The 20,744-nt window shown below is 68.8% G+C and carries 14 protein-coding genes and 1 pseudogene; 13 read left to right on the top strand and 2 right to left on the bottom strand.

What is annotated here, in order from left to right:
• Nucleotides 1-9: 9 nt before the first annotated feature.
• Nucleotides 10-2,223, top strand: a complete 2,214-nt coding sequence (katG, locus tag HOV77_RS27705) for a catalase/peroxidase HPI (protein WP_290866778.1) — start codon at nt 10-12, stop codon at nt 2,221-2,223.
• Nucleotides 2,224-2,353: 130 nt separating this feature from the next.
• Here katG and HOV77_RS27700 read toward each other — a convergent pair whose 3' ends face one another.
• The gene (locus tag HOV77_RS27700; protein WP_290866775.1) at nt 2,354-3,298 is read right to left on the bottom strand and encodes an LPXTG cell wall anchor domain-containing protein; all 945 of its coding nucleotides are present in this window, start codon (nt 3,296-3,298) and stop codon (nt 2,354-2,356) included.
• A 297-nt stretch (nt 3,299-3,595) separates the two neighbouring features.
• On the opposite strand from HOV77_RS27700, the gene HOV77_RS27695 reads away from it, so the two are divergent.
• Nucleotides 3,596-4,183: an NADPH-dependent FMN reductase gene (locus HOV77_RS27695; protein WP_290866772.1), complete on the top strand. Its 588-nt coding sequence runs from the start codon at nt 3,596-3,598 to the stop codon at nt 4,181-4,183.
• A gap of 187 nt (nt 4,184-4,370) precedes the next feature.
• Nucleotides 4,371-5,660 carry a hypothetical protein gene (locus HOV77_RS27690; protein ID WP_290866769.1) on the top strand — a complete coding sequence of 430 codons (1,290 nt, stop codon included), beginning with the start codon at nt 4,371-4,373 and terminating at the stop codon, nt 5,658-5,660.
• A 113-nt stretch (nt 5,661-5,773) separates the two neighbouring features.
• On the opposite strand, the gene HOV77_RS27685 is transcribed toward HOV77_RS27690, so the two are convergent.
• Nucleotides 5,774-7,993, bottom strand: coding sequence for an MMPL family transporter (locus HOV77_RS27685; RefSeq protein WP_290866766.1), 2,220 nt, complete (start codon nt 7,991-7,993; stop codon nt 5,774-5,776).
• 234 nt (nt 7,994-8,227) lie between these two features.
• Here HOV77_RS27685 and HOV77_RS27680 point away from each other — a divergent pair, with 234 nt between their 5' ends.
• From HOV77_RS27680 to HOV77_RS27635, 10 genes and pseudogenes are all read left to right on the top strand, one after another.
• Nucleotides 8,228-8,809, top strand: a complete 582-nt coding sequence (locus tag HOV77_RS27680) for a TetR/AcrR family transcriptional regulator (protein WP_290866763.1) — start codon at nt 8,228-8,230, stop codon at nt 8,807-8,809.
• Nucleotides 8,810-8,883: 74 nt separating this feature from the next.
• A pseudogene (locus tag HOV77_RS27675) lies at nt 8,884-9,321 on the top strand (SigE family RNA polymerase sigma factor); the annotation flags it as partial.
• Between the two features lie 33 nt (nt 9,322-9,354).
• On the top strand, nt 9,355-10,722 hold the full coding sequence (locus HOV77_RS27670) for a hypothetical protein (protein ID WP_363261070.1): 1,368 nt from the start codon (nt 9,355-9,357) through the stop codon (nt 10,720-10,722).
• 216 nt (nt 10,723-10,938) lie between these two features.
• Nucleotides 10,939-11,988, top strand: a complete 1,050-nt coding sequence (locus tag HOV77_RS27665; protein ID WP_290866760.1) for a glucose 1-dehydrogenase — start codon at nt 10,939-10,941, stop codon at nt 11,986-11,988.
• 21 nt (nt 11,989-12,009) lie between these two features.
• Nucleotides 12,010-14,007 carry a glycogen debranching N-terminal domain-containing protein gene (locus tag HOV77_RS27660; protein ID WP_290866758.1) on the top strand — a complete coding sequence of 666 codons (1,998 nt, stop codon included), beginning with the start codon at nt 12,010-12,012 and terminating at the stop codon, nt 14,005-14,007.
• A gap of 394 nt (nt 14,008-14,401) precedes the next feature.
• A complete protein-coding gene (locus tag HOV77_RS27655) occupies nt 14,402-15,565 on the top strand; it encodes a threonine synthase (protein ID WP_290866755.1) in 1,164 nt (387 codons plus the stop codon).
• A gap of 130 nt (nt 15,566-15,695) precedes the next feature.
• Nucleotides 15,696-18,173: a polysaccharide lyase family 8 super-sandwich domain-containing protein gene (locus HOV77_RS27650; RefSeq protein ID WP_290866752.1), complete on the top strand. Its 2,478-nt coding sequence runs from the start codon at nt 15,696-15,698 to the stop codon at nt 18,171-18,173.
• Between the two features lie 87 nt (nt 18,174-18,260).
• Nucleotides 18,261-19,109: a peptidoglycan-binding protein gene (locus tag HOV77_RS27645; RefSeq protein ID WP_290866749.1), complete on the top strand. Its 849-nt coding sequence runs from the start codon at nt 18,261-18,263 to the stop codon at nt 19,107-19,109.
• 167 nt (nt 19,110-19,276) lie between these two features.
• A complete protein-coding gene (locus tag HOV77_RS27640) occupies nt 19,277-20,215 on the top strand; it encodes a lysylphosphatidylglycerol synthase domain-containing protein (RefSeq protein ID WP_290866746.1) in 939 nt (312 codons plus the stop codon).
• Nucleotides 20,216-20,217: 2 nt separating this feature from the next.
• Nucleotides 20,218-20,744, top strand: a 527-nt coding sequence (locus HOV77_RS27635; RefSeq protein ID WP_290866744.1) for a glycosyltransferase family 2 protein, incomplete at its 3' end; no start/stop codon positions are given.

Raw genomic sequence — 20,744 nt, 5'->3', positions numbered from 1 at the left:
AGGAATCCGATGTCAGAGAACCACGACGCCGTCGTTCACGACGCCGAGGCCGGGGCCGAGTCCCGCTGCCCGGTCGCGCACGGACGGGCGCCGCATCCGACTCAGGGTGGCGGCAACCGCGGCTGGTGGCCGAACCAGCTCAACCTGAAGATCCTCGCGAAGAACCCCGCCGTGGCGAACCCGCTGGGCGTGGAGTTCGACTACGCCGAGGCGTTCCAGTCGCTGGACCTCGCCGCCGTCAAGCGGGACATCGCCGAGGTGCTGACGACCTCGCAGGACTGGTGGCCGGCCGACTTCGGTCACTACGGCCCGTTCATGGTACGCATGGCCTGGCACAGCGCCGGCACTTACCGGATCAGCGACGGCCGTGGTGGTGCGGGCGCCGGCCAGCAGCGGTTCGCCCCGCTCAACAGCTGGCCGGACAACGGCAACCTGGACAAGGCGCGCCGTCTGCTGTGGCCGGTCAAGAAGAAGTACGGCCAGTCGATCTCGTGGGCCGACCTGATGATCCTCGCGGGCAACGTGGCGCTGGAGTCGATGGGCTTCCAGACCTTCGGCTTCGCCGGTGGCCGGGCCGACGTGTGGGAGCCCGACGAGGACGTCTACTGGGGCCCGGAGACGACCTGGCTGGGCGACGCCCGCTACAGCGGCGACCGTGACCTGGAGAACCCGCTGGCCGCCGTGCAGATGGGCCTCATCTACGTCAACCCCGAGGGCCCGAACGGCAACCCCGACCCGATCGCGGCCGCCCGGGACATCCGCGAGACGTTCGGCCGGATGGCGATGAACGACGAGGAGACCGTCGCGCTGATCGCCGGTGGCCACACGTTCGGCAAGACGCACGGGGCCGGGCCGGCCGACCATGTCGGCGCCGAGCCGGAGGCCGCGCCGCTGGAGGCGCAGGGTCTCGGCTGGAAGAGCACCTACCGCAGCGGCAAGGGCCCGGACGCGATCACGAGCGGCCTCGAGGTCACCTGGACCACCACGCCGACCCAGTGGAGCAACAGCTTCTTCGAGATCCTGTTCGGCTACGAGTGGGAGCCGGCGCAGAGCCCGGCCGGGGCGCACCAGTGGGTCGCGAAGAACTCGGCCGAGATCATCCCGGACGCGTACGACGCGACGAAGAAGCACCGCCCGACGATGCTGACGACCGACTTGTCGCTGCGCTTCGACCCGGTCTACGAGCAGATCTCGCGGCGTTTCCTGGAGAACCCGGAGCAGTTCGCGGACGCGTTCGCCCGCGCCTGGTTCAAGCTGACCCACCGCGACATGGGCCCGGTCGCGCGCTACCTCGGCCCCGAGGTCCCATCCGAGGTGCTGATCTGGCAGGACCCGCTGCCGACCGCCGACCACGAGCAGATCGACGCGACCGACGTCGCCGAGCTGAAGCGTCAGATCGCCGCGACCGGCCTGTCCGTCGCCCAGCTCGTCAAGACCGCGTGGGCGTCGGCCTCGACGTTCCGGGGCAGCGACAAGCGGGGTGGCGCCAACGGCGCTCGCATCCGGCTACAGCCGCAGAGCGGCTGGGAGGTCAACGAGCCCGGCGAGCTGGCCCTCGTCCTGAGCGCGCTGGAAGGCGTGCAGAAGCAGTTCAACGGTCAGGGTGGAGCGAAGAAGGTCTCGCTGGCCGACCTCATCGTCCTCGGCGGTTCGGTCGGCGTCGAGCAGGCGGCCAAGGCCGCCGGCCACAACATCGAGGTGCCGTTCACGCCGGGCCGCGTCGACGCGACCGCGGAGCAGACCGACGTCGAGTCGTTCGCGCCGCTCGAGCCCACTGTGGACGGTTTCCGCAACTACGTCGGCAAGGGCCACCGGCTTCCGGCCGAGTTCCTGCTGGTGGACAAGGCGAACCTGCTCACGCTGAGCGCACCCGAGCTGACCGTGCTCGTCGGCGGTCTGCGCGTGCTCGGCGCGAACTACGGCAACTCGCCGCTCGGCGTACTCACCACCCGTCCCGGGTCGCTGACGAACGACTTCTTCGTCAACCTGCTCGACCTCGGCACGCAGTGGACGCCCACCGGCGACGACCTCACCTACGAGGCTCGCGACGCGGCCGGCCAGGTGAAGTGGACCGGCAGCCGCGCCGACCTGGTCTTCGGCTCGAACTCCGAGCTGCGCGCGGTGGCCGAGGTCTACGCGAGCGACGACGCCCAGGAGAAGTTCGTCGGCGACTTCGTCGACGCGTGGGTCAAGGTCATGAACCTCGACCGGTTCGACATCTGATCCAATCCAAAACCAGGCCGGTCCGAATGGGCCGGCCTGGTTTCATGTCATACGCGGATTCGACAAGTCGATCGTGGTACGCGAAAGCGCCGGGCGGATCTCCGCCCGGCGCTTTCGTCTTCAGGTGGGGTTACGCGATCTCGACCAGCCGGCGGCGGGTCGCGACCAGGATCAGCACGGCTCCGACGAGGAGCAGCGAACCGGCCACGATGAGGATCGAGCTGAACGAGCTACCGGTGGTGGGCAGCATCTCGACGGTCGTCGGCGACGGCGACACGGTCGGGCTCTGCGGCGTCTCCGGCGACGGGCTCGTGGTCGGGCTCTTCGACGTGGTCGGGCTCGTCGTCGCGCTCGGGCTCTCCGACGGGCTCTCCGAGAGGGTCGGCGTCGGGCTCGGCGACTCCGACAGCGTCGGTGACGGCGACGGGCTGTCGCTGATCTCCGGCGACGGGCTGGTGCTCGGCGACTCCGACACCTCCGGGGAGGGGCTGGTCGTCGGGCTCTCGCTGACCTCCGGCGACGGGCTGGTCGACGGGCTCTCGCTCACCTCAGGAGAGGGGCTGGTCGACGGGCTCTCGCTGACCTCCGGCGACGGGCTGGTCGGCACCGAGCGCGTCGGGCTCGGCGACGTCGTGACCGGCGTACCGGGGCAGGTGTGGCTCAGGTTGAACTCGGCGTCCTTCGCCTCGTTGAGGAGCTTCGCGGAGGCCGCCGTCAACGTCCATCCCGCGTCGGTGACCACGTACGCGTGCTTGTACTCCTGCTTCTTGCCCGCGGCGTCCAGCCAGCCCTTCCAGCCCGTCCCACTGTCCGGCGAACCGGCGTTGGTGCTGGTGATGGGTCCGGCCGTCACCGTGCCGCCCGGGGTGGAGAAGGTCAGTGTGAGGCTGGTGAAGCCGTCGCCCTGCTTGTCCGGAACGACGAAATGCCAGCCGTCCTGCGAGCCGGACAAGGCGCCGAATCCGTCGCACTGATGGGGCTTGAATGCCTGCGCCGTAGTGGGGATCTGGCTGTCCTTGACGGACGCGGCGTACACGCCGACGCCAAGGGTCACGGTGCCGACCACCGCGAGCACGAGCGGAATTCCAACTCGGCGGATCAATGGGCTGAAACGTCCTGCAGACACGAATGTTCTCCGGGGGTGGTCGAATATGCCAGCGCACGGTAACCAGGTCGACCACGATTCGGCATCGGCTGCCGTCCTCAGACCTCGGCGACGAACGTTCTCGCAGGTCATCCGTTGGGTCCGAGATCATGACCGAACCGCGATCTTGCGTACGCCCACCTGGTTGACCAGGTGTCACGGGCCGCTGTCACGCCCGGAGTTCCCGAACCAGCCGTTTGCACAGCTCAGCCACGGTAGAAAGAGGGCATGGCCACGTACAAGGTGGGATATTTCGTCGGCAGCCTCTCGTCGACCTCGATCAACCGTGAACTGTCCAAGGCACTGATCCGGCTCGCCCCGGAGGACCTCGAGTTCACCGAGATCCCGATCGGGAACCTGCCGCTCTACAGCCCCGACTTCGACACCGCGTACCCGCCCGAGGCGGTCGCGCTGAAGGAGGCGATCCACCGGTCGCAGGCGATCCTGTTCGTGACGCCGGAGTACAACCGGTCGATCCCCGGAGCGCTGAAGAACGCGATCGACTGGGCGTCGCGCCCGTGGGGACAGAACGCCTTCGACCACATCCCGGCCGCCGTCATCGGAGCCTCGATCGGCCAGATCGGCACGGCGCTCGCCCAGCAGAGCCTGCGCGGTGTGCTCGCCTTCTGCAACGCCCGGCAGATGACCGCACCGGAGGCGTACATCCAATACAAACCCGAGCTGTTCCCCGGCGACGGGGAAGTCACCGACCCGAGCACGGCGAGCTTTCTTTCGGCGTACATGTCGGAATTTCGCGAGCACATCATGCGAGTCCTGGCGGTGCTGCCCCGCGAAGCGCCCGTGCCCACGGCCTGATCAGCCGTTTGCGTAAAGACAGAAGGGGTGACCGTCCGGGTCGAGCATGACCCGGACCTCGTCTCAACCCGTACCCCCATCACGCCAGATCAGGGTTCTGGGTCGGATCTTGGCCCAAGATCCGGCCGGGAACCCTGATCCAGCCTGGTGCTGATAACCGGTAGACGGCGTTCGCATACTCACCTTGATGGGCTGCGACGACGACTGGCACTACGACCCTCCGCGTACGTTCCGCGGGCAGATGCAACGCGGGCTCGGGATCGCGGCATACCGCGCACGAGTTGATCCCGACGGACCGGCGGTCGTCTACGAGGGCCTACGCCGGGACCATCGGTGGGACTGGCAGGTCGACGATCGCAGCACCTATCTGGCGCGCCTCGTTCGCTACCTGCGCCTCGATCTCACACCGCTGATCGAGCAACTCCGGGCTTGTGGGCCACGCAAGCACTACACCGAACCCGACCCGACCGACGACGACAACCAATTCGCCTTGGCGCTGGGCGTATTGGAAACCCTGGCCCGGATCGGGAACGACCAGGCACGCGAGGCATTGCGCGCCTATGTCGGGGACGGCCCTCGCTGGGCCGAGGTACTGGAGTCTGTCGCGACGGAGTGGGCGCCAGAGTGGTGGGACGACTTGTCGGAGTTGGCGGCCATCCGGCTGACTCTCCGCGATGCCGACGAGATCTTCGCCGATACCGAGCCCTGGGCATCCTGGTCCGACCGCGACGCGCGGCTCGACGCCATCCTCGACGAGGCGCGCCGACGGACGGCGAAGGGCCGCAGGCTCTCCTTCTCCGACGTGAGCACAGCCGACCTGCTCGCGACGCTACTGAATCCATCGATCGAACGGTCAGCAAAGGGCGCGATACTCACGGAACTGCGTCGGCGCGATCCTGATCCGGGGCTGCTCGAGGTGGCGTCTCGCGTACGCGATCTCGACCTGCCGTTCCTGGGCAGCGCGCTCCGACGGCTCGGCGTCGTGGCCGTCCCCGCCGCCCGCGAGTGGGCCGCCGACCCTGCGCATCCGTTGTGCTGGACCGGACAACGCATGCTCGCCGAATACGGCGACGCGGACGACGTTCCCGCGCTGCTCACCGCTCTCGACCAATTCGAAGCCGAGCCTGGCTGGTGCGGCTTCGACGAGATCACCGCCGGCCTCGCCCGGCTCCTCGCCGACGGGGCCGGTGCGGACCGGGATCGCCTTGTACGGACCCTGAATCGGCTGCTCCGCGTATCACCGCATTCGTATGAGCGGGCGAGCTACCTGACGAGCCTGCTCCGGCTCGAACCGGCGGAGACGGCCCGACTGCTACCGATCTGTCTACTCGACTGCGAGCCCGGCGTACGCCGGATCGCCGCCCAGCACGCGCCGCTCACCGACGACGCGGTGCGGTGGCTGACCGAGCTGGCCGGCGATCCGATCGAGGAGGACGGCGTACGCGATGCCGCAGCCGCCCGCCTTACCTCCCGTTGATCATGCTCGGGCGGAGTTGATCAGGACCCCGTGGACACGACACGCCGCTCGAGAACGCCCGAAAGTTCATGATCGCGCGGAAAGGAGCGACGCCCCCCAAAGGGGAGGGGTGGTTAGGGGACGCGGGCCTTGGCCGGGGTGGACGGCGCTGGTGTCGCAGGCGGTTCGGCCACGGCGGCCAGCTTCTCCCCCTCGACGTCCACATTGGGCAGGACCTTGTCCAGCCAGCGCGGCAGCCACCAGGCAGCCTTGCCGAGCAGCGACATCAGCGCCGGGATGATGGTCATCCGGACCACGAAGGCGTCGACCAGCACCCCGAACGCCAGCGCGAAGCCGATGGACTGGATGAGGGTCTCGCCGGAGAAGACGAACCCGCCGAAGACGCTGATCATGATGATGGCGGCCGCGGTGACCACGCGAGCGCCGTGCCGGAAACCGGTGACGATCGCCGAGCGCGCGGATGCGCCGTGGACGTAGTCCTCACGCATACGCGTGACTAGGAAGACCTGGTAGTCCATCGCAAGTCCGAAGAGGATGCCGATCAGCAGCACGGGCAGCATACCCATGATCGGGCCGGTCTCCTCGACCCCGAAAAAGCCGCTCAGCCAGCCCCACTGGAAGACCGCCACGACCGCGCCGAAGGTCGCCGCCACGCTCAGCAGGAAGCCGAGCGTGGCCGTCAGCGGCACGAGCACGGATCGGAACACGAGCAGGAGCAGCAGGAACGCCAGTCCGACGACGACGCACAGGTAGGGCACGAGCGCGCTGCCGAGCTGCGCCGACACGTCGATCGCCAGCGCCGTCTGGCCGGTCACCGACACCGTCGCGCCGGTCGCCGCCTTCAGGTCGTCGGCCTGGTCGCGGATCGCCGTCACCAGGTCGGCAGTCTTCTCGTCGTTCGGCCCGGTCTTCGGGATCACGGTCAACAGCGCCGTCTTGCCGTCCGGGCTCACCCCGGTCGGTGCGGCGTACAGGACGTCGTCGACCTTCATCAACGCGCCGGCCAGGGCGCCCGAGGTGGTCTGCGGGTCACTGCCCGCGGGCAGCTCGGCCACGATCACCAGCGGCCCGTTGAAGCCAGGCCCAAAACCTTCGGACATCAAGTCGTACGCCTTGCGCTGCGTGGTCGACGAGGCTTGCATGCCGTCGTCGGGCAGCCCGAGCCGCAGTCCGGCGGCCGGGATCGCGATGGCGACGAGCCCTGCGACGGCCAGCAGCAACGCGGGCACCCGGAAGCGCACGATGAACTTCGCCCAGCGCTCACCCATCGGGGTCGGGCCGGTGTCGGCTTCGGAGTCCGGCGTACGCCGACCGAAGAGGCGGCCGCGGATCAAACGCGTACCGGTGAAGCCGAGGAGGGCCGGGAGCAGGGTGATCGCGACGAGCACGGAGACGGCGACCGTCGCGGCGGCGGCCAGACCCATGCTGCGCAGCAACGGGATGCCGACGACGGAGAGCGCCGCCAACGCGATGATCACGGTGAGGCCGGCGAAGACGACGGCCGATCCGGCGGTGCCGACCGCCCGGCCCGCCGCTTCCGGCCCGTTCTTGCGGACCAGCAGCTCATGCCGGAAGCGGGAGACGATGAACAGCGAGTAGTCGATGCCGACCGCGAGGCCGAGCATGAGCGCGAGGATCAGGCTGTTGGAGTTGACGTCGAACCAGCGCGCGGCCAAGGCGATGCCGGAGATCCCGACGCCGATCCCGGTGAACGCGGTGAGCAGCGGCAACCCGGCCGCGATCAGCGAACCCAGGGTGACGATGAGCACGACGGCGGCGATGACGATGCCGAGCACCTCGACGATGCCCGTCTCCGGGTTGGCCCGCAGGGCGTCGCCGCCCACCTCGACGGTCAGTCCCTTGTCCCGCCCGAGCTGAGCCGCGTCGTGGAGTGCCTCCCGGTCGGAGTCGGTCAGCGCCATCCCCTGTACGCCGTAAGTCACCTGAGCGAAGGCGAACCGCGGATTGTCCGGCGAGATCGTCTTGGCGGTGTACGGGTCGGCGACGTTGGCGACCTGCGGGGCCTCCTTCAGCGCGGCGACGACGGCTGAGACGGCGCTCTGCACTTCGGGGTCGGCGACCGTCTTGCCCTCGGGCGCGACGAAGACCACCCGGGCACTGGCCCCACCGGCGTGCGCCTCGGGGAACCGCTCGCCCAGCTGGTCGATCGCCTGCTGCGATTCGGTGCCGGGAATACTGAAGTCGTTGCTCGTCTTACCGGCGAAGGCGGCGGCACCGGCGCCCGCGACGGCCAGGAACACCACCCAGATCGCCAGCACTAGCCATCGTCGGGCGTACGCGAACCGGCCGATGCGATAGAGGAACGTTGCCATTGGAGCACTCCAATATGAGAGGTAGGCAGCCGTCATCGCGACGAAACACGCAGTTCACGGTGGGTGAAAGGCGTTCGCCTCTGCTCCTCAAACTAGCCGATCGGCAAGGCGGCGACAAGCCGATCGGCAAGGTGTGACCTTGCCGATCGGCTAGCTGGCACACTTGTCGATCGGCTAGCTTTGACGGAAGGCATTCAGCGTCCCTAGAGTGGTTGAGCTGGTAGGGAGGACGCCGTGACGGGATTGGCCGAGGCCGGACCGCGGGGTCAGGAGCGCACCCGGCAACGCCTGCTGGACGAGGCGTGCCGGTTGTTCGCCCTGTACAGCTTCGCCGGGACGTCGTTGCAGATGATCGCCGACCATCTCGGTGTGACGAAGGCCGCCATCTACCACCACTTCAAGACGCGCGACGACATCCTCACCGCGGTGATCCAGCCCGCCATGGAGGAGCTGCGCACCATCATCGAGACCGCCCAGGCGCAGCGTACGCCGTCGAGCCGGGCGGACACGATGCTGCGGGGGTTCGTCGACCTGACCGTCAAGCACCGCCGTCTCATCGGGCTGATCGGCACCGATCCCGGCGTCACGAGTGCCCTGCAGAGCCATCCCGACATCGCCGAACTGCTACAACGGCCGGGCGAGCTGCTCATGTTCGACGAATCCCCGGCGTCGGAGATCGCCGCCACGGTGACGCTCGCCGGGATCGCCGCCGCCGCGTCCTCGCCCGTTCTGCAGCACCTCGACGACGACGCCATGCGAGAACAGCTGCTCGCGACGGGCCGGCGCATTCTGGGGCTGCGCGCGCGGCGTACCTGACCGCAGACTGCAACCCGTGACGGGGTCCTGACCGTGTCCCAGGCGACCCATCCCCACGATCACGGGCGGTAGCAGTGGATTTCGCGGAGTTCTACCAGGCGACCTCACCCCGGACGCTGCGGTACGCGTACGGGCTGACCGGCGATCTCGCCCAGGCCCAGGACGTCGTCCAGGAGGCGTACATCCGCGCTTGGCAACGCTGGCGGCGGCTGAGCGGGTACGACGACGCCGAGGCGTGGCTGCGTCTCGTGGTCTCCCGGCTCGTCTTCGACTGGTGGCGGCATCTCCGCGTACGCCGTAACGCCCCCGTCGAGCAACCCGGTTCGACGCCGCCGCCGTCGGAGGACACGATCCTCGTCGTGGCGGCCCTGAAGAAGCTGCCCGAACGGCAACGCCAGGCGTTGGCGTTGCACTACCTCCTCGATGTCTCCGTCGCCGAGATCGCCGCCGAACTCGGGGTCAGCGAAGGCACGGTGAAGTCGTGGCTCTCGCGCGGCCGGGACAACCTCGCAACGGTTCTCAAGGCGGAGTTGGCGCAGGTACCCATGCGCTCCGCTGCCGACGTCGCGGAACTCGGCCGGCGGCGACGGCGTACCACCGTGGCGGCGACGGTGACCGCCGCGAGCCTGGTGGTGATCGCGGTGATCGTGCTGACCACGGCCGTGCTGGGCCGGAACCGCACGATGCCGCCGACGCCCACGGTCAATCCGACGGGGAGCCCGACGATGTTCTCGACGCTGCGCCGCGTGGGCTCGATGCCGCTGACGGGCCTGGCGTTCCCGGAGGTCGCGATCGTGAACGGCCGAGCGTATGCGATCGACCTGTCGGGGACGGGCGTGACGGTGATGGCGATGAATCTGGCCGACGGCAGCGAGGCATGGCCGGCGGTGGTGCTGCCACCGATCGCCGGAGCGAGTGACGGGATCACGCCGCGGGTATTGGCGACGCCGGACGCGCTTCTGGTCATGGCCGGGGCCGCCACGAGCAGCGGCTGGCAGACGTCCGCGTGGATGATCGACCCGGTGACCGGCGAACAGCGCTGGCACTACAACGGCGCGGTGGACCCCGACGACATCGAGCTCTTCCCCGGTGTTGCCGTCGTCCGCGGCGCGCGACCCGGCGTCGTCGCCGGCATCGACCTGCGGACCGGCGCGACACGCTGGCAGGTGACCGCGACGGCTAGCCGCATCTTCGGCATGGGCAGCCCGGGTGACCTGGCCCGGTCGGACCTCGGCGTCGGCGTGCCGGAGATGGGCAACAGCGACGGCAAGCTGTACGTCGCCGACGGCAAGAGCGCCATCACCGAGTACGAGTCCGCGACCGGCCTCCCGACTGGACGCGTCTGGACCGGCATCCCGCCGAACGACGGCTACCTGGCGTACCACGGTGACATCTACATCCGCAGTGCTCGGGAACTCTATCGGCTGCATGTGGCGGACGGCACGCTCACTAGCCTGTTCAGCGGTGGCGGTGTAATGGCGATGTCACCGTGCTACCGCGACGACGTATGCCTGATCGACGCCACCGAATCCGGCGGGCACAACCTCGTCGCCCTGCACGACGACCACCCCAAGTGGACCGTTTCCGTGCCCGACGCCGTACGCCTGGACCCCGTGGGGCTGACGCTGCGGGTCGCTCCCAACGGGGACGGCCCGGTCGTCGTGTTCGACTCCGACGGGCGGGAAGTCCTGCGTACTGCGGCTTCCGCAGGGGTGCTGCGGCTGGACGCGGGGAACTTCCTCGTCTGCGAGTGGACCTCCGACCGGTCCGTGCGGTTGTCCGGCGTACCGGTCGGGACCCTGCGGCAGCAGGCTCTGGGGACCCTTTCCACCGTTCACGGGCAGCTTGCCGCTGACGGGACTGCTCTTGTCGCCGTCGTCAACGGGGAGCTAGTGCTCTACTCGCTTGCCTAGGTCCGCGGGGCGGCGTTTCCGGCGCTGGCTGGCGCGTTTTCCGGGATAACGCGGTCTCGCACACTGTGCGAGGGGACGTTATCCCGGGATACGTCAGCATCCCGGGATACGTCCGCGATAACGCCCGGAAACCCCGTGAACCCGCGATCTTGCGTTTTGCCCATCAAATGGGCGGGTAGCAGGCAGGATGGGAAGGAGACGACAGAAAGGGCGACCATGCTGGCGTTGACCGTCCGTCCTGGACAAGCCGGATCGCTGGAACTCAGCGAGATGCCGGAACCGCAGCCCGGTGCGGGCGAGTTGCTCGTTGACGGAGTCGCCGTAGGCGTCTGCGGCACCGACCGCGAGATCGCCGGGGCGGAGTACGGCTGGGCACCGGCCGGTTCGGATCGCCTCATTCTGGGCCACGAGTCGCTGGGACGCGTACGCACAGCTCCGGCCGGATCGGGATTCGCCGAAGGCGACCTGGTCGTCGGGGTGGTGCGGCGGCCGGACCCGAAGCCGTGCGGCGCCTGCGCCCGGGGTCAGTTCGACATGTGCCGCAACGGGGAGTACACCGAACGCGGGATCAAGGAGATCCACGGGTACGCCAGCGAGCGCTGGACGGTCGAGGCGGAGTACGCGGTGAAGCTGCCCGCTGAGCTCGGGGCGGCCGGCGTACTGATGGAACCGACTTCGGTGGTGGCCAAGGCGTGGGAACAGGTCGACCGGATCGGCGGCCGAGCCTGGTACGAGCCGAGGACGGCGCTGGTCACCGGGGCCGGCCCGATCGGACTGCTCGCCGCGTTGCTCGGTACGCAGCGGGGCCTGGACGTCCACGTGCTGGACATCGTCACCGACGGCCCGAAGCCGACGGCGGTGACGGCGCTGGGCGCGACCTACCACAGCGGAGCGATGGACGAGGTGACCAAGCGGATCAAGCCCGACGTCATCATCGAGGCGACGGGAGTGTCTTCGCTGGTCATCGACGCGATCAGCGGCACCGCCGAGTACGGCATCGTCTGCCTCACCGGAGTGTCGGTGGCCGGGCGGAAGATCAGTGTCGACATCGGCGGCGCGAACCGGTCCATGGTGCTGGAGAACGACGTCGTCGTCGGCTCGGTCAACGCCAACCTCAGTCACTTCCAGCAGGCCGCCGACGCGCTCGGGCGGGCCGACCACGCCTGGCTGGAGTCGCTGATCACCCGGCGCAGCCCGCTGCGCGACTACGCCCAGGCCTTCGACTCCGAACCGAACGGTATCAAGCATGTGATCGAAATTTCCTGACATCCCCCACGGGAGGCGCCGATGCCCGACCGTCAGATCAACATCCTCCAGGGCCGCACCTTCATGGTCAGTGATGAGCGCGGCGACGTAGCCCCCAACTACGACGAGCCGGGCGGCCTGTTCTTCCGGGACATGCGCCATCTGTCCCGCTGGGAACTGCGGCTCAACGGCCGTCCGCTCGCCTCGCTGTCGGGCCAGCCGGTCGAGTACGACGAGGCGGTCTTCTACCTGCAACAACCGACAGGCACCGTCTATCTCAATCCGGTGCTTTCCGTGCTGCGCCGCCGGCACGTCGGCGAAGGCGTACAAGAGCAGCTCAAGGTGACCAATCACGGCGCGCGGCCCGCGGTTCTCGAGCTCTCGCTGCTGTTCGACGCGGATTTCGCCGACATCTTCGAGGTCAAGGACAAGCAGGGCAAGACCGGCCGGCACTACCGGCGCATCGAGAAGGGCGCGGCCGTGCTCGGCTACGAGCGCGGCGAGTTCCGGCGCGAGACCCGCATCAAGGCGCCGGGCGCGCGCTTCACCGAGCAATCCATGTCGTACGCCTTGGAGCTGGCCCCGACCGAGACGTGGAGTACGGAGATCGAGATCTCGGTGGCGACCGCCGCGATCCGGCCCGTCCCGCACCTGGACCATCGGCCGCAGATGCCGATCAGTCTGGAGGACTGGCTGGCTCAGGCCCCGGAGCTGGACACCGACTGGGACGACCTGGTGCATACCTATCGGCGCAGTCTCATCGATCTCGCGGCGTTGCGCTTCTATCCCGACACCGTCCCGGACGCGTCCCTGCCGGCCGCCGGGCTGCCCTGGTTCATGGCGTTGTTCGGCCGCGACAGCCTGATCGTGGGCTACCAGACCCTCCCGTACGCCCCGGAGCTGTGCCGGACGACGTTGCGCGCGCTGGCGGCGCAGCAGGCGTCCGCAATGGACGACGTCCGCGACGCCGAACCGGGCAAGATCCTGCACGAACTGCGGCACGGCGAGCTGACCTACTTCGGCCAGCGCCCGCAGTCGCCCTATTACGGCAGCGCCGACAGTACGCCGTTGTTCCTCATCGTCCTGGACGAGTACTTCCGGTGGACGGGCGACAGCGCGACCGTCTGCGATCTCGAACAGCAGGCGAAGGCGGCGATCCGGTGGATGCGGGAGTTCGGCGACGCCGACGGCGACCTGTTCATCGAGTACGCCACTCGCAATCCCGAGCAGGGTCTGGTCAACCAATGCTGGAAGGACTCGTGGAACGCGATCGTCCACCCGGACGGCACGCTGGCCACCCTGCCCCGGGCGACCTGCGAGATCCAGGGGTACGCCTACGACGCCCGGATTCGGGCGGCGCGGCTGGCCCGGGCCTGCTGGAACGACCACGCGTTGGCGGAGTCCCTCGAGGAGGAGGCTCGTCTCTTGCAGGAGCGCTTCGTCGAGGCGTACTGGCTGCCCGATGAGGGGTTCTACGCGCTGGCCCTGGACGGGCAGAAGCGCCCGGTGCCGACGCTCACCTCCAACATCGGGCACTTGTTGTGGAGCGGGATCGTCCCGCCCGACCATGCTCCCTCGGTGGTGGCGCACCTGATGGGCCCGGCGATGTTCTCCGGCTGGGGCGTACGCACTCTGGCCGAGGGACTGACCGCGTACAACCCGATGGAGTATCACAACGGGACGGTGTGGCCGCACGACAACGCCATCGTCGCCGCCGGCCTCGCCCGGTACGGGTTCCGCGAAGAGGCGGCCCTGATCTCGGAGGCGATGCTGACGGCGGCCGCCCTTTCGGGGTTCCGCCTACCCGAGGCGCTGATCGGGACGGCCCGGGAGCTGACGGAGATCCCGATCGCGTACCCATCGGCGTGTTCGCCCCAGGCCTGGGCTGCCGGAACTCCCCTCATGCTCCTGCGTACGCTGCTCGGCCTGGAACCGGACGGCGACCGGCTCACCGCCGATCCGCACCTGCCGTCGCGGTGCGGCCGCTTGATGCTGCGCGGAGTGCCGGGCGTCTGGGGAAAGGCCGACGCCGGCGTCTGAACACGCTTGCTCCGATCCCGCCCGGCGTTGCTTCGCGCGTTATCCGGGATAAACGCGGTCTCGCATACCGTGCGAGGGGACGTCATCCCGGATAACGCGCGGTCCGGCCCGGTCGCGGGGGCTCACGCCACCCAGCTTGCATCTACGCCTGCCCGCGTCCCCGCTCGCTCTCCAAGATCGTCGGCTTCCGACATTCTTGGCGTTCCGCGGTTCCAAGATTGTCGGAAGCCGACAAGAAGTGGCCGAATCGTGCACTGATCGTCGGAAGCCGACGATCATGGGGGCGGCGCGACCGTGACTGTCGGATCCCGACGATCAAGGAAGGCAGAGCGCCTCGATTGTCGGAAGCCGACGATCTTGACAGCGAGCAGGGGCGCGCGACGAGGATGAAGACATGTTCCTCACGCACCTGGACTGCCCACGCTGCGGCCGGCAGCACGACGCCGACCGGCTGCAGAACCTGTGCACCTGCGGCTCTCCCCTACTCGCCCGCTATGACCTGCCCGCGATAGCAGAAGCGATCGACCCGGGAACCGTCGAGCGGCGCCCGGCGGACTTGTGGCGCTATCGGGAGCTGCTGCCCGTGCGGGAGGCCGAGCACATCACCACGCTGGGTGAGGGCTGGACGCCGCTGTGGCCGGCCACGAGATACGGGCGTGCGATCGGGCTGGACCGGTTGCTGGTCAAGGACGAGGGCCTGCTGCCGACGGGCGCGTTCAAGGCTCGGGGCGCGGCGGTCGGCGTATCGCGGGCTCGGGAGCTGGGCATTCGGCACGTCGCGATGCCGACCAACGGCAACGCCGGTGCGGCCTGGGCGACGTACGCCACTCGCGCCGGAATCGCGTCCACGATCGCGATGCCCTACGGCGCTCCGGTCATCACCCGGCAGGAGTGCCTCGTCGCCGGAGCCGATCTGCACCTGGTGGAAGGGGTGATCAGTGACGCCGGGAAGCTCATCGCGTCCCTGGTCGCCGACTCCGACGGAGCGATCTTCGACGTCTCCACATTGAAGGAGCCCTACCGCATCGAGGGCAAGAAGACCATGGGCCTGGAGATCGCCGAGCAGCTGGGGTGGCGTACGCCGGATGTGATCCTCTATCCGACCGGTGGTGGCGTCGGACTGATCGGCATCCACAAGGCGCTGCTCGAACTCCGTGAACTCGGCTGGCTGACCGGCGAACTGCCCCGGCTGGTGGCCGTGCAGTCGACCGGCTGCGCCCCCGTCGTCCAAGCCTTCGAGCGGGGCGAGCGTCATGTCGAAGCCTGGCCGGATGCGTCCACTGTGGCCTTCGGCATCAACGTGCCCAAGCCGCTCGGTGACGAGCTGATCCTCGACGCCATCGCCGAGACGAACGGCACCGCGATCGCGGTCGACGATACGGAGATGCTCGCTGACCTGCGCGAATTCGGGCGGCTCGAAGGACTCATGCTGTGCCCCGAGGGAGCCGCCTGCTTGACGGCGGCCCGTCTCCTGCGCGAACGGGGTTGGCTGGCCGCCGACGACGAGGTGGTTCTGCTCAACACCGGCGCCGGCATCAAGTACCCCCTCGCCTGGTGACCGCCGCGCTGGATCAGGGTTCTGGGGCGAATCTTGGGCCAAGATCTGCCCCAGAACCCTGATCCAGCGCCCACAGGAAACGCGCCGTTAAGGCTTCACACGCGGAGCGCTGTGCCGGTAAGGTCTTCACATGTCGATCACGCGTCGCACCCTTCTGTCCACAGTGCCCGCTGCCGCCCTGCTGACCGTCGCGGGGCAGGTCCGGGCCCGGAAAGCCCAGGCCGCGACGGGTGATCGGGAGCGGCTGATCGCGAACACGGTGGCGATGCTGGCCGGTACGCCGGAGAGCAACGCCCGTCCCGAGGTCGCCGACAAGCTGGCCGCGATCGAGGCGACCGCGCGTACGTGGCTGCAGGCGCTGGACACCGCCGGGGCGGGTGAGCTGTTCAAGGGCCTGCCGCTGGGGACGAGCGACACCAATCTGAAGGCCACCAGCCTGCACCTGTACGAGATCGCGCTGGCGACCCGGGCGCCCGGCAGCGGCCTCTACGGCGACAGCGCTGTGCAACAGCGGGTCCTCCAGAAACTGACGGAGCTGCACGAGCAGTACTACGGCGACCAGAGCAAGGGCTACTACGGCAACTGGTTCAACTGGGAGATCGGCATCTCCACCGACGTCAGCCGGACGCTGGTGCTGCTCGCGGCCGTCGCGCCCGCCGATCTGGTCCAGGCGTACGTGACGAGCATGGACGCGTACCTGCGGAATGGGAAGAACGGCGACGTCGACCTCGACTCGCGATTCCACACTGGAGCGAATCTCGCCGACATCACGGGGAACCGGATTCTCCAGGCTGCGGTCCTCGGCGACGACGCCCGCCTGGCGAAGGCCGTGGCCGACCTGTACACCGTGTTCGCCACCGTCGATCCCTACAACCTCCAGCACGGCGTCACCGACGGGTACTACGCCGACGGCTCCTTCTTGCAGCACGCCTCCGTGGCGTACACGGGATCTTATGGAAAAGGCCTGCTCACGCGGGCCGTGCAGACGGTCAAGGTGCTGGACGGCACGAGCTACGCCTCGAACGAGACGGTCGTGCCGGTCGTGCAAGGGTGGGTGGTCGACGGTTTCGCGCCGCTGATCTTCGAGGGCTACCTCATGGAGATCGTCAAGGGCCGCGCGGTCTCGCGGACCACGACCGGCTACGCGGACGTCGCGGTGATCGTCGAGGCCATTGTGGACCTCAGCGGCTACAGCTCCGACGCGCTCGCGCTCTCCAGCTACATCAAACACATCCGGCAAGGCTCGCGCGCGACCCTCACGCCCACGTCGTTCGTCTCGCCCGTGAGCATCATGCGGTACGCCGAAATCATGGCGGACGCGGCGATCCCGGCGGCGGATCTGAACCCGGCGGCCCGCAGTGTGGCGTTCAACGCCATGGACCGGGCGGTCCACCGCCGTCCCGGGTACGCCTTCGCGCTGGCCCGCAGCTCGCGCCGCATCTCGGCGTACGAGTACATGAGCGGTGAGAACCTCATGCCCTGGTTCCAGGGTGCGGGAGCGCATTACCTGTACCTGGCCGGGCAGGACCACACCCAGGCGTTCGGAGTCGACTACTACACGACGATGTCGCCCTACCGCCTCGCCGGAGTGACCGCGCCCGAAGAGGTGCGCCGGACCGTCCCGGAGCTGTACGGAACCCTCTGGTACGACAAGCCCGAGCTCGGGTTCACCTCGTCTTCGGAGTCGCAGAACACCTACGTGTACTTCCCGGTCTGCACCGACGACTACTCCGGTGGAGCGGTGCTGGGTGCGTACGGGGTCGCCGGGCTCGTTCTCGGCGACGACGCGGCGTACGCCGGGAAGCAGGCTGGCGAGCTGCCGGATGACTTCGTGGCGTACCGGAACGCCGAGGCGACGAAGTCGTGGTTCCTGTTCGACGACGAGATCGTCGTGCTCGCCGCGGGCGTACGCGACTCCGGGCGAGCTGTGACGACGACGTTCGACAGCCGGATCGCGGGATCGTCCGATGTGGTCAGTCTGACCGAGGGCGACCGCTGGCTCCGGTACGCCAACGACACGCAGCACACCGCAATCGGCTACCGCTTCCTCGCCGGTACGCGGCCGACGCCGTCGAACGCGTCGGTCACCGCCAGCCGGCGCGTTGTGCGTACCGGGAACCCGGACACCAAGGTGACCAAGCAGGTGTTCACGCTCGCCGTCACCGAGCCCGCAGGTTCACCAGATGCCGCGTACGCCTACGCCATCGTCCCGAACGCGACGGCTGAGGCGTTGGCCGCATACGAGGACTGCCGCCTGACGATCCTGGCGAACACGCCGCAGACGCAGGCCGTCAAGCACTCCGGGCTGGGCATAGTGGCCGTCAACGGCTTCACCTCCGGTGACCACCACGCCGAGCGGCTCGTCGTCGACGGGCCCGCGTCCGTCCTGATGCGGACCACTCGGCAAGGCGAGGTGAGCATCGCGGTCGCCGACCCGACGACCCAGCGCGACGCGGTCAGCGTGACGATTCACGGGCGCACCCTCCGCACGGTGGACGCCGGGGAAGGCGTCCAAGTCCGTCCGGTCCCCGGTGGGACTCGCATCGACGTCCGCACCCGTCACGCGTACGGCCGGAGTGTCACGGTCCGGCTGCGCGCGGACAGTTAGTGTGGCGAATCTGTAGGCCATCTGTAGACGATTGCTGACACTTTCCATCAAGGCCGCAGAACGGCGGTGACTTTGATGGAGGTAAGCATGACCCTTACCCGACGCTGGGTGCTCTCCCGCGGCGCGGCCACGGCTATCGCGGCGGCGGCCGGCTCGACCGTGCTCGCCGACCGGGCGTTCGCCCTGCCCGCCGTCGACATGGAGCTGGTGCTCCTGGCGGCCGAGCTCGACCCGCCCAAGCCCGACGAGGGCCTGACTCCGAACGCGTACGCCAGCGTGCTGGAGGTGGAAAAGGCCCTGAGCGCCAAGGGTTTCCTGTCGTCCGGCCTGGTCGACGGGCACTACGGCACCTCGACGGTGTCCGCGTACGCCGCCTTCCAGCGGTCGCTCGGCTACAGCGGCATCGACGCGAACGGCATCCCCGGCCCGACGTCGTTGACCACGCTCGGCACCAACCGCTTCACGGTCAGCCGATCGGTGTCGACCGGTTCGACGACGGACAGCTACGGCGGCGAGCGGGTGAACACCCGGACGAAGAACATGCTCGCCAAGGCGGACTCGCTGCTGTCGTTCTCGCTCACGTTGTCGCAGGGCTCCTACACCTCGACGAACCCGTCGTCGGCCGGTACGCACGACGGCGGCGGCGTGGTCGACATCTCGGTCACCAGCATGACGACCACCCAGCGGTGGCAGACGGTCAAGGCGCTGCGCACGGTCGGCTTCGCAGCCTGGCTGCGCAACCCGTCGCAGGGCGACTGGCCGTACCACATCCACGCGGCCGCGGTGCTGGACCCGGACATGGCCCCGACGGCGCGCGACCAGATCTACGACTACTACATCGGCAAGAACGGGCTCGCCAACCACGCGGCGGACGACACCCCTTCCGCGTACCGGATGCCGTTCACCTGGTGGGAGCAGTACAAGCGCACCCTCTGACGCGTCCGCCCGTGGGCGCTGGATCAGGGTCCTGGGTCGAATCTTGCCCCAAGATTCGACCGGGAACCCTGATCCAGCGCGAACGGAGCCGGCGTGGACAGCGCTGCCGGCGCGAAGAAGCGGGGCGGCCAAGATGACGCCAAGGCCGCCCCGGCTAGCGTCCGGGCATGAGACGCCGAGCCGTGACCGTGGTGTTCGCACTGGCGACGGCGGTCGCGATCGTCCTGGTGCTCCGCGGGCAGGACTGGTCCGTGCTGCGGACGACGCTCGACGGACGGCCGACCGGCTTCGTCGTCACGATGGGCGTACTGGCCGTGCTGGCCAACGCCGCCGCGCTGCTCGCCGCGATGTGGTCGTGGCGGCAGACCCTGCGAGCAGCCGGCCATGAACTGACCACAATGGACGCCACTCGGCTGTACTTCGCCGGCCAGTTCGCGAAGTACCTGCCGGGCAAGGTGTTCAGCCTCGTGGTGAACGTCCGGATGGGCCGTACGCTCGGCGTACCGGCCGCGCGGATGGCTTCGGCCTGGGCGCTGACCCTGGTGATCGGGGTGCTCACCGGTGCGGCCGTCGGCGTGCTGGCGGGGCCTGAACTGCTGGGGGCGTCGGCGGGCTGGCTGATCTTGGCGGTGCTGCCGATCGCCGCTGCGCTGATCCGGCCGAGTCTGCTGAGCACGGCCGCCACGCTGGCCGCCCGCGTGCTGCGGCGGCCCGCTCCGGCGGTCGACCCCGACGGCGTACGCCCGGCTCTGGTCACCCAACTGCTGTCGTGGCTCGCCGCCGGGCTCCAGCTCTGGCTGATCGCTGTCGCGCTCGGCGCTCCCCCGGCCGGCTCGCTCCTGCTTTGTGTGGGCTCCTTCGGCCTCGCGACCGTCGCCGGGATGTTCGCCGTCTTCGCGCCCGAGGGCATCGGCGTACGCGAAGTCCTCCTGCTCGCCGCGCTGACCGTGAGCCTGCCCGTGCCGGTGGCCAGCGTGGTGGCCCTGTCGAGCCGGTTGATCGTCATCGTCAGCGAGCTGCTCACCGCTCTGGTCGCCTACGGAATCGCCGTGGCGGTGCAGAAGCAGAGCCAAGATTCGAGCAAGGCAGTGCCGGTACGTTCGTAGCCATGACGGCGCCGCTGGTCTCCGTGATCATTCCCAACTACAACTACGGCCGTACGCTCGGCGAATGCATCGCGGCGATCCAACGGCAGACGTATCCGAACATCGAGATCATCGTGGCGGACGACGCCAGCACGGACGACTCGGTGGCGATCGCGAGCCGCCTCGGCGTGACCGTGCTGGAGACGGACGTGAACGCCGGAGTCTCGACCGCCCGCAATCGCGGCGCCGAGCGAGCCAAGGGTGAAGTGCTGTTCTTCGTCGACTCCGATGTGGCTCTGGCTCCGGACGCGGTTGCGAACGCGGTCGAGCAGTTGCTGGCCGACGACCGGCTCGGCGCGGTGTGCGGCATGTACCAGGCCGAGCCGATGTTCCCGGACAGCCTGGTCAAGCGATACCGGGCGATCCAGCAGTTCGTCTGGTTCACCGAGATCGACGGGCCGATCCCGGGCCTGCACTCGGCCCTGTTCGCGATCCGGACGGCGGTCTTCCGGGAGATCGGCCCGTTCAACGACCGGCTGCGGTGGACCGA

It is taken from the genome of Hamadaea sp. (genome assembly GCF_013362815.1).
Classification (GTDB): domain Bacteria; phylum Actinomycetota; class Actinomycetes; order Mycobacteriales; family Micromonosporaceae; genus Hamadaea.
This window is presented reverse-complemented; position numbering and strand designations above follow the sequence as displayed.